Raw genomic sequence first — 9,219 nt, forward strand, 5'->3', positions numbered from 1 at the left:
GCCCCCTCCGGCGGCGCCCCCCGTCTACGGCCGCAATGGCCGGCTCCCCTCGGAGCCTCCCACCGCGCTGCCCCCGCAGCGCCTGATGTACGGCCTGCCCGCTCCGCCGCCCGCGGTGGAGTCCCATCCGCTCACCGTCGGCTCGCTCCGCCGGGGCGGTGGCGGCGGTGGCAGCGGTCGCTGATGTTCCCCTCTTCTCTCCTTGTTGAATCGTTTGGAGAACACTTCGATGCCTGATTTCCTTGGACATGCCGAGAACCCCCTTCGCGAGGAGGAGTGGGCGCGCCTGAACGAGACCGTCATCCAGGTCGCGCGGCGCTCGCTGGTGGGCCGTCGCATCCTGGACATCTACGGACCGCTGGGCGCGGGCGTGCAGACGGTGGCCTACGACGAGTTCCAGGGCGTGTCCCCCGGCGCGGTGGACATCGTCGGCGAGCAGGACACCGCGATGGTCTTCACCGACGTCCGCAAGTTCAAGACCATCCCCATCATCTACAAGGACTTCCTGCTGCACTGGCGCGACATCGAGGCGGCGCGCACGCACAACATGCCGCTGGACGTGTCCGCCGCCGCGGGCGCCGCCGCGCTGTGCGCGCAGCAGGAGGACGAGCTCATCTTCTACGGCGACGCGCGCCTGGGCTACGAGGGCCTGATGACGGCCAACGGCCGGCTCACCGTGCCGCTCGGGGACTGGACGGTGGCGGGCGGCGGGTTCCAGGCCATCGTCGACTCCACTCGCAAGCTCAACGAGCACGGCCACTTCGGCCCCTACGCGGTGGTGCTGTCGCCGCGCCTGTACTCGCAGCTGCACCGCATCTACGAGAAGACGGGCGTGCTGGAGATTGAAACCATCCGCCAGCTCGCGTCGGACGGCGTGTACCAGTCCAACCGGCTGCGCGGGGACTCGGGCGTGGTGGTGTCCACCGGCCGCGAGAACATGGACCTCGCGGTGGCCATGGACATGGTGGCCGCGTACCTGGGCGCCTCGCGGATGAACCACCCGTTCCGCGTGCTGGAGTCGCTGCTGCTGCGCATCAAGCACCCGGACGCCATCTGCACGCTCGAGGGCCCCGGCTCCGCCAACGCGCCTCCGCCCCCCACGCACCGCCGCTAGCCGAAGGAGACGACCGGCTTCCCCATGGCCAAGGTCCTGGTCATCGACGACGAGGCGAACCTGCGCAAGGTGCTCGCCGCGATGCTGCGCAGGGACGGCTTCGACGTCACCGTCGCGGAGAACGGCGAGCAGGGGCTCGCCGAGTTCCACAAGAACGGCGCGGACATCGTGGTGACGGACCTGGTGATGCCCAAGGTGGGCGGCATGGAGGTGCTGAGCACCATCCGCGCCGCCAACCCGGACGTGCCGGTCATCATCATCACCGCGCACGGCACCGTGGACTCCGCGGTGGATGCCATCAAGGCGGGCGCCTTCGACTACATCACCAAGCCCTTCGACCAGTCGGAGCTGTCCTCCGTCGTGGCCAAGGCCGCCAAGACGAACGAGAGCGCCCGCCGCTCCGTCCGTCCGGACGTCAAGGCGCGCGCCGCCATCATCGGCGACTCGCCGCAGATTCAAGAGGTCTACAAGATCATCGACAAGGTGGCGGACACGCCCTCCACGGTGCTCATCACCGGCGAGAGCGGCACCGGCAAGGAGCTCATCGCCACCGCGCTGCACGGCGCCTCCAGCCGCCGGGACAAGCCGTTCATCAAGATCAACTGCGCGGCCATCCCCGCCACGCTCATCGAGAGCGAGCTGTTCGGCTACGAGAAGGGCGCCTTCACCGGCGCCGTCACGTCCAAGCCCGGCCGCTTCGAATTGGCCGACGAGGGCACCCTCTTCCTGGACGAGATTGGCGAGATTCCGGTGGAGATGCAGGTGAAGCTGCTGCGCGCGCTCCAGGAGGGCGAGTTCGAGCGCGTGGGCGGCATCAAGACCACGCGCGTGGACGTGCGCCTGGTGGCCGCCACCAACCGCGACCTGCAGGCGGAAATCGAGGCCGGCCGCTTCCGCAAGGACCTGTACTACCGGCTGGCGGTGGTGCCCATCACCCTGCCCGCCCTGCGCGAGCGCCGCAGCGACATCCCCATGCTCGCGCGGCACTTCGTGGACAAGTACAACCGCCGCCTCAACAAGAAGATCGAAGGCATCGCGGACGACGCCATGGCCCTGCTCCAGGCCTACTCCTGGCCGGGCAACATCCGCGAGCTGGAGAACCTCATCGAGCGCGTGCTGCTCTTCGCGGACGGGCCCCTCATCACCCCGAAGGACCTGCCGGAGCCGGTCCGTGGGGCAGCGGGCGTGCAGGCAACCGCCCTGTCGTCGGTGCCCACTCCCGCCATGGAGGTGCCGGCGGGCGAGGTGGGCCTCAAGGACATCGTCCGCATGAAGGCGGCCGAGCTCGAGCGCGACCTCATCGTGAAGAAGCTGGAGGAGACGGGCGGCAACGTCACCCGGGCCGCCCGTCTGCTGCAGATCAGCCGCAAGTCGCTGCAGACGAAGATGAAGGAATTCGGCTTGCGCGACACCACACCAGACGGGCAGGAAGACGGCCCCGACGAGTAGCCGACGCGAAGGCGAAATTTCCCGCAGCGCGCGTCGGTTTCGGGCCCGCCCACTCTTTCCAATCCCAGGGAGTCCGTATGCGGCCGAACCTTCCCACCCTCGGTGCCCCACCGAAGCGCAGTGCCTTCGGACCGGTGGTCGCCGTGTCACTCATCCTCGGCGGTGCCGCCGGCGGCGTGTGGTGGTGGAAGCAGCGGATGGCTACCGCCACGCAGGAAACCGCTCAGGCCGCGCCCGCGGCGGTGGACGCGGGTGCCGTGGCCGCCGCGCCCGTGGCGCCGCCCGCGCCCGTGGACCCCGTGAAGGCCGCTGGCCTGGAGCGCGTCTCGGTGCGCATCGACGGCCCGCTGGAGACGGCGCTCAATGGCGCCGCCGGCCCGGACATTGGCCCGGCCCTGGCGCAGGTGGTGACGCGCACCCTCGTGTGGTGGGTGGAGGTGCCCGGGGAGATTCTCCGCGGCGACACGCTCGACGTGCTCTTCCAGCGCCGTGAGAACGAGGAGCCCCTGGTGCACGCCGTGCGCTTCAACAGCGGCAAGCTGGGGAAGACCATGAGCGCCTACCGCTACCAGGCCGAGGGCGAGGCCAACGCCCGCTACTACCTGTCCAGCGGCGACGAGCTGGAGCTGCGCCTGGAGAAGTCGCCCATCGACGACTACGAGCAGGTGACCTCGCTGCTGCGCGACGGCCGCCGTCACAAGGGCGTGGACTTCCGCACCCCGGTGGGCACCCCCATCAAGGCGCCCTTCAACGGCGTGGTGAAGCGCAAGAACTGGAACTTCGGCAGCAACGGCAACTGCCTGGAGCTGGTGGAGACCGGCGGCCGAGGCCGGCGCGCCCTCTTCCTGCACCTGGACGCGGTGGACAAGAACATCAAGCCCGGCACGCGCTTCACGACGGGCCAGGTCATCGGCGCCAGCGGCAACACGGGCCGCTCCTTCGCCCCCCACCTGCACTACCAGCTCATGACGCAGGATGACCGCGTCCTGGATCCCTTCGACCAGCACAAGACGTACCGCCGGTCGCTCTCCACGGCCAACAAGTCCCTGTTCGAGGCCGAGGTCCAGCGTCTGAACGGGCTCCTTGGGACTTCGGTGGCCGGGAAGTAATTGCCACCCGTTTCTTGACACTCCTCCGACGGCGCGGCTAGCTGGAAGCCCCCTGGGCTTGCCGGAAGCCCGGGTGATTCGTCGTCGGAGGTCGGATGCACAGGCTTCGCGCCGTACTCGCCGCGCTGACGCTGGGCGCCCCGTTCGCCGCCAGCGCGGCGGACATCACCCGGATTGCGTCGTCCTTCGAGGACGATGACCCGTTCGATCTCTTCATCGACGTGGGCTTCGAGCGCACCCAGACGCGCGCGAAGATCGTCCGGGAACAGCTCACCTTCGGAGGCTCGGACAGCGCCGAACGGCCGCTGGCACCGGGCCTCTGGTACAAGGGCGTGGACGCGCGGCTCAACCTGGGGCTGGCCTTCGGCCTGTACCGGGACCTCGAGTTCTCGTTCAAGCTGCCGCTGGTGTTCCAGCAGAACGAGCGCTGGGACGTCACGTCCGACGGCAGCGCCTCCGTCGTCAACACCTGCGTGGATGCCAGCGGCACGCTCTTGCCGGAGTGCGCCGGCGGCTCCACCGTAGGCGTGCCGCTGTTCGGCCTGCCGCAGGAGAGCTTCCGCGGTGGCCTGGGCAACCTGCACTTCGGGCTGGCCTACGCCTTCTTCAAGCAGGAGAAGGACCCGTCCAAGCCCACGTGGATCGTCGGCCTGGACTACGAGGCCCCCACGGCCAAGCAGCGCGACCCGAGCGTGGACACCACGGACCCGGACAACCGGGGCAACATCGGTGACCGCGTCCACAAGTACCAGATCTACACGGCCTTCTCGCGCCGCATCGGCGTGGCCGAGCCGTACTTCCGCGCCCACTACACCATCCCCGTACGCGGCCCGGGCATCTACTCCAACTGCGACCAGGCCGCGACGAACCCGGGCAACCTGGGTGCCCCGGAGAACTGCGGCACCGGGCCGTGGACGCGCAAGGAGTTGGGCATCAAGGCGCCGAGCCAGTTGGGCATCCTCTTCGGCCTGGAGCTGGTCCCCTTCGAGCGGCCGCAGAAGTCCCAGAAGTTCGCGCTCGACCTGCGCGGCATCGGCAACCACGTAGGCAAGGGCCGGTACTACAACGAGCTGAGTTCGGCGCTGCGCAAGCTGCTCACCTCCGAGGACTACTTCCAGGTGGGCGGCATGCTCGGCGTCACCGCGAGCGCGGCCGAGTCCTTCACCATCCGCGCGTCCGGCACCTTCCTCTACAACACGGACCACACCCTGACCGCCGAGGACCTGGGGCAGGACATCGACGGGAACGGCTCGGTGGATGTGGAGACCAACCCCTCCGAGCTCAACCCCACGTTCGACTGGCGCTATGACCTGGTGTCCCGCCGCTTCCGCGCGGTGGAGAGCACCACGTTCCGCTTCGACCTGAGCGCGACGTTCAGCTTCTAGGCAGCCCGCCGGGGACGGGCTTCCGGAGCCCGTCCCCGCAGGCAACGCGCTCAGCGCTTCAGTGACAGGCCCAGCCGGTACACGTCCTGACCGGCCCATCCCGCGCGGCGGGCCAGCTCGGTGCTCAGCGCCTTGAGCTTCTCGCCGCGGGACAGCCCCTCCTCCAGCGCCTTGCGCAGCTCGTCCTCGGACCAGCGGCGCTCTCCCGTGCGGCCCTCCACGAGCACCACGACCTCGCCCCGGGCCTCCTCGGCCGCGTAGCGCGCCGCCAGCTCCGACAGCGTGCCTCGGGCGAACTCCTCGTGCAGCTTCGTCAGCTCGCGCGCCACGCACGCGCGCCGGTCGCCCCAGGCGTCCATCAGGTCCGGCAGCGTCTCCGCCAGCCGTCGGGGGGACTCGTAGAGGACCAGCGTGGCGGACAGCGCCGCCACCTCTTCCAGCATGGCCCGGCGCTCCGCCCCCTTGCGCGGGAGGAAGCCCAGGAAGTGGAAGCGGCCCGTGGGCAGCCCGGACGCGCTCAGCGCCGCCACCAGGGCCGTGGGGCCCGGAATGGGCACCACCTCGAGTCCCCGCTCCAACGCCTCGGCGACGAGCTTCTCCCCCGGGTCGCTGATGGCCGGGCTGCCGGCGTCCGTGACGAGCGCGCAGTCCTCGCCCTCGGCGATGCGGTCCAGGATGCGGCCGGCGCGCTGGCCCTCCGCGAAGGCCGGCAGGCTGACCAGGTCCTTCCCGCCAATGCCGAAGTGGTCCAGCAGCACCCGCGAGTGCCGCGTGTCCTCACAGGCGATGAAGCGCACCTCCCGCAGCGTCTCCAGGGCGCGCGAGGTGATGTCCCCCAGGTTCCCGATGGGCGTCGCCACCAGGTAGAGCGTTCCAGCCATGGCGTCCTCTCACATGCCCGCGTCGAAGGCGCCGGGGATGTGCTCCACGGTGGCGCGCTCGCCGCGCCCCACCACCGAAATCACGTCGAAGCGCATCATCCGCTCGCGCAGGTCGTGGGCGAAGAGGTAGTGCAGCGCCGCCTTCACCACCCGACGCTGTTTGGCGAAGGACACGGTGTGCGCCGGGTCTCCCCAGACGGCCGTGGAGCGCATCCGCACCTCCACGAAGCACACCAGCTCCCCACGCTCCGCCACGACGTCCAGTTCTCCATAGCGGCACGTCCAGTTGCGCGCCAGCACCCGCCACCCCTGGGCCTCCAGGAAGCCCACCGCCGCTTCCTCCGCCTCATCCCCGTACCCCCGCCGCTCCCGCGGCGCCGCCCGCGCCATGCACCCTCCCCTTCGGCCCCCCCTCTCGGAAGGGCCGCCACCATGATTGCCCTGCGTGTCCTCGCGGAGCCTCCTCTTGGGGACAACCCGCCGAGTTGCCCGACACGTTAGCGGTACCGTCCGACATGTAGGCCCTCGCGGGCCCCGCGGCGCCGCCCTACACGTTGACGGTGCCGTCCGCCATCTGCGCGAAGCCGGGGTGCGCGGTGACGTGCAGCACCTGCGTCAGCGTGCCCAGGTGCTTGAGCATGCGGGCGATGAGGGGCAGCTTCACCTCCTCCATGCCGGCGAAGACGTCCTCCAGCAGGAAGGGCCGCTTCACCCGGGCGCTCGCCTTCTCCACCACCGTCATCCGCAGCGCGAGGTAGTAGAGGTCCAGGTCCTTCGGCGGCAGCTCCCCCACCGGAACGCGCCTGCCGGACGCGAGCGCGAAGGCCCGGCCCTCCTTGTCCCATTCGAGGCCCTGGTAGCGCCGGTCCGTGAGCGCGGTGAGGTACTGGAGGCAGCGATCCTTCAGCATGCCCTGCACCGACAGGATGTCCGTGGTGAAGACATCCGCGGCCTGGGACAGCAGCACGGGCGACGGGTCCTCCAGCGTCTCCACCGGAGCCGCGGTGCCATCCGCGCCCGGAGCCGCCGCCGGAGGTGGCGCCTTGGCCAGGGCGATGGACTCCTTCACCCGCGTGATTTCCCGCTCCACCTCGCGCACGTCGCGCACGTAGGAGCCCTTCTGCGCCAGCTCCGCGTTGAGCGCCTCGATCTGCTCCTTCAGCATCTCCCGCTGGGAGATGGCGGCCACGTAGTCCGGGTCCGCCTCCATGGCCTGCAGCTGGTCCTTCAGCTCGACCACGCGCGCACCCAGCAGCTCCTTGCGCTCCAGCGCGGGGGCAATCTCGTCCAGTTCCTCCACCCCGAGCGCCTTCTGCGCCATGCGCAGCGGCGCGGCCTCGGCTTCGAACTCGTCGAGGATCTTCTTCTCGCGGGCCTCGGTCCGGTTGTCCTTGCTGCCCTGCCGGGACGCCTTCTGCAGCTCGTCCACGTGGCGCAGCGCCATGAAGGCGGCCACGCCGAACGCGGGGATGTCCAGCAGCGCCAGGTAGCGGAAGGCGTCGTCCACCCCGAAGCCCAGCCCCAGCCCCAGCGCGAGGAACAGCAGGCCCGCGCCCAGGCCTCCCCAGAAGGCGCGGTTCTCCTTCAGCGGCTCCACGTACGGAGCCTCCACCTCGGCCTCGGCCTCACGGTCCGCGTTGAGGCGCGCCAGGGACTCGTCCCGCTTCGCCACCACCTTCGGGAAGCGCTGCACGCGGGCCATGATGTCCCGCGGCAACCCGAGAGACTCCGGCGTCGGCGCGGCACGCCATGCGGCCTCCGCCTCGGAGATGGCCACCTTCAGCCCGTCCGTGCTCTTCAGCCGCTGGTCCGCCTCGAAGAGCTGCGAGGTCAGGCCGTCCAGGTTGAACTGGATCTGGTCCACCTCGCTGGAGGCCACCCGCTCCTGCTCCAGCGCGCGCAGCTTCGCCTCGGCGGCGGGGATGTCCTCCGCGGGCAACACCGTGGACGCCGACGCCAGCGAGGGGTACCTGCCGGACGTCTTCGGGTCCTGCTTCGCCGCCGCGGGCGCCTTGCGCGGGCGCCTCGAGGGGAGCTGCCCGGGCTGCAGGCAGTACACCTGCTCGAAGGTGGTGCGCGGCGGCAGGCCCGCCTGGCCCCGGAGGAACTGGCTGATCTCCGACGAGTCCGAGGACACCAGCTCCGGCTGCTGCGTGGCCTTGTTCATCCGGTGCAGCGTCCCGGAGCCGCCCAGCTCGCGGAGGATGCGGTACGTCACCCCATCCACTCCGACGAACGTGAGGGCCGCCTTGGCGGACTTCGCTCCGGGCGCCATGAAGCTGGCGTCACCGCCGCGGCCGTCGGCGAAGAGCAACGCGAGCGACAGGCCCGACAGGGGACTGACCTCGGCCGTGGGAGGCTTGAGGACGAGGTACCCGGCCTTGAGCGCAAAGCGCCCCGCGGGTGAGAAGCCCCGGACGTTCTGGACGGCGACTTCGGCGAATTGCATGGCCCGCGCATGTTAGCGCGAATGAAAAAAGGAGCGTCCGTGATTGGACGCTCCTTTTCATGACAGCAGGCCTGCCCCCGAGGGCAGGCAGGCGATCAGGACGCCGCCTGGGCGCCCTTGGTGGCCTTCTTGCCGGACGGGTTCGCCGCGCCCGGAGCCGTGGGCTCCTCCTGCACGTCGACGCGAGCGGCCTTGCCCTTCAGGTCGCGGAGGTAGAACAGGCGGCTGCGGTTCACGTCGCCGCGCGAGAGGACCTCGATCTTCTCGTAGCGGGGGCTGTGCAGCGGGAAGATGCGCTCCACGCCGACGCCGAAGGACATCTTGCGGACGGCGAAGGTCGCGCGGTGCGCACGGCCGCTCAGGCGGATGACGACACCCTCGAACGCCTGCACGCGCTCCTTATCGCCCTCCTTCACCTTCCAGTGGACGCGCACGGAGTCACCAGGCCGAAAAGGGGTGACGTCCTGGCGCAGGAACTTGGCCTCGACGTGCTGAATGGCGGCGTTACGCATGACGAACTCCGGAAATCTGAAACTTGGACGCGCAGGGGCGCGTGAAAGAGCGGGCCGTACTACCAGAGAGAGCGGTGTCGGACAAGCCCGCAAATAGCCAACCCGCTGGGAACGCCCAGGGTTACAGCTCTTCCTCCCGCCGGGCCAGCAGTTTCTGATCGGCCGCTGAGAGCTGCAGGCGGGCATACAGGTCCGGCCGGCGCTCCTGGGTGAGGACCAGGGACTTCCAGCGGCGCCACCGTGCGATGCGGGCGTGGTCCCCCGACTGGAGGACGGCGGGCACCTCGGCCCCCCGGAAGACGGGCGGGCGGGTGTACTGG

At 70.0% G+C, this 9,219-nt stretch carries 8 protein-coding genes and 2 pseudogenes; 5 read left to right on the forward strand and 5 right to left on the reverse strand.

What is annotated here, in order from left to right; all coding sequences use genetic code 11:
- The 5 genes and pseudogenes from HG543_RS47820 to HG543_RS47840 all read left to right on the forward strand — a co-directional run.
- Window positions 1-184, forward strand: a pseudogene (locus tag HG543_RS47820) (ferritin); the annotation flags it as partial.
- A 45-nt stretch (window positions 185-229) separates the two neighbouring features.
- A complete protein-coding gene (gene encA, locus HG543_RS47825; protein ID WP_169351651.1) occupies window positions 230-1,114 on the forward strand; it encodes an encapsulin nanocompartment shell protein EncA in 885 nt (294 codons plus the stop codon).
- A 24-nt stretch (window positions 1,115-1,138) separates the two neighbouring features.
- Window positions 1,139-2,563 carry a sigma-54-dependent transcriptional regulator gene (locus HG543_RS47830; protein WP_169351652.1) on the forward strand — a complete coding sequence of 475 codons (1,425 nt, stop codon included), beginning with the start codon at window positions 1,139-1,141 and terminating at the stop codon, window positions 2,561-2,563.
- Between the two features lie 77 nt (window positions 2,564-2,640).
- The gene (locus tag HG543_RS47835) at window positions 2,641-3,672 is read left to right on the forward strand and encodes a M23 family metallopeptidase (protein ID WP_169351653.1); all 1,032 of its coding nucleotides are present in this window, start codon (window positions 2,641-2,643) and stop codon (window positions 3,670-3,672) included.
- A 95-nt stretch (window positions 3,673-3,767) separates the two neighbouring features.
- The gene (locus HG543_RS47840) at window positions 3,768-5,057 is read left to right on the forward strand and encodes a hypothetical protein (protein WP_169351654.1); all 1,290 of its coding nucleotides are present in this window, start codon (window positions 3,768-3,770) and stop codon (window positions 5,055-5,057) included.
- A 50-nt stretch (window positions 5,058-5,107) separates the two neighbouring features.
- Here HG543_RS47840 and rsmI read toward each other — a convergent pair whose 3' ends face one another.
- From rsmI to HG543_RS47865, 5 genes and pseudogenes are all read right to left on the reverse strand, one after another.
- Window positions 5,108-5,938: a 16S rRNA (cytidine(1402)-2'-O)-methyltransferase gene (gene rsmI / locus HG543_RS47845; RefSeq protein WP_169351655.1), complete on the reverse strand. Its 831-nt coding sequence runs from the start codon at window positions 5,936-5,938 to the stop codon at window positions 5,108-5,110.
- 9 nt (window positions 5,939-5,947) lie between these two features.
- Complete coding sequence (locus HG543_RS47850) at window positions 5,948-6,328, reverse strand: YraN family protein (protein ID WP_169351656.1); 381 nt, start codon at window positions 6,326-6,328, stop codon at window positions 5,948-5,950.
- A gap of 157 nt (window positions 6,329-6,485) precedes the next feature.
- Window positions 6,486-8,387 carry a chromosome segregation protein SMC gene (locus tag HG543_RS47855; protein WP_169351657.1) on the reverse strand — a complete coding sequence of 634 codons (1,902 nt, stop codon included), beginning with the start codon at window positions 8,385-8,387 and terminating at the stop codon, window positions 6,486-6,488.
- Window positions 8,388-8,482: 95 nt separating this feature from the next.
- Window positions 8,483-8,899 (reverse strand): 50S ribosomal protein L19, encoded by a 417-nt coding sequence (rplS, locus tag HG543_RS47860; protein ID WP_169351658.1) that lies wholly within the window; start codon window positions 8,897-8,899, stop codon window positions 8,483-8,485.
- 121 nt (window positions 8,900-9,020) lie between these two features.
- Window positions 9,021-9,219, reverse strand: a pseudogene (locus HG543_RS47865) (tRNA (guanosine(37)-N1)-methyltransferase TrmD); the annotation flags it as partial.

The organism is Pyxidicoccus fallax (assembly GCF_012933655.1).
Lineage (GTDB): Bacteria > Myxococcota > Myxococcia > Myxococcales > Myxococcaceae > Myxococcus > Myxococcus fallax.

What these genes read in the sequence shown, in the direction of transcription:
- HG543_RS47850 (WP_169351656.1), bottom strand. Translation starts at nt 6,328, where the DNA reads ATGGCGCGGGCGGCGCCGCGGGAGCGGCGGGGGTACGGGGATGAGGCG.
- rsmI (WP_169351655.1), bottom strand. Translation starts at nt 5,938, where the DNA reads ATGGCTGGAACGCTCTACCTGGTGGCGACGCCCATCGGGAACCTGGGG.
- HG543_RS47830 (WP_169351652.1), top strand. Translation starts at nt 1,139, where the DNA reads ATGGCCAAGGTCCTGGTCATCGACGACGAGGCGAACCTGCGCAAGGTG.
- encA (WP_169351651.1), top strand. Translation starts at nt 230, where the DNA reads ATGCCTGATTTCCTTGGACATGCCGAGAACCCCCTTCGCGAGGAGGAG.
- rplS (WP_169351658.1), bottom strand. Translation starts at nt 8,899, where the DNA reads ATGCGTAACGCCGCCATTCAGCACGTCGAGGCCAAGTTCCTGCGCCAG.
- HG543_RS47835 (WP_169351653.1), top strand. Translation starts at nt 2,641, where the DNA reads ATGCGGCCGAACCTTCCCACCCTCGGTGCCCCACCGAAGCGCAGTGCC.
- HG543_RS47840 (WP_169351654.1), top strand. Translation starts at nt 3,768, where the DNA reads ATGCACAGGCTTCGCGCCGTACTCGCCGCGCTGACGCTGGGCGCCCCG.
- HG543_RS47855 (WP_169351657.1), bottom strand. Translation starts at nt 8,387, where the DNA reads ATGCAATTCGCCGAAGTCGCCGTCCAGAACGTCCGGGGCTTCTCACCC.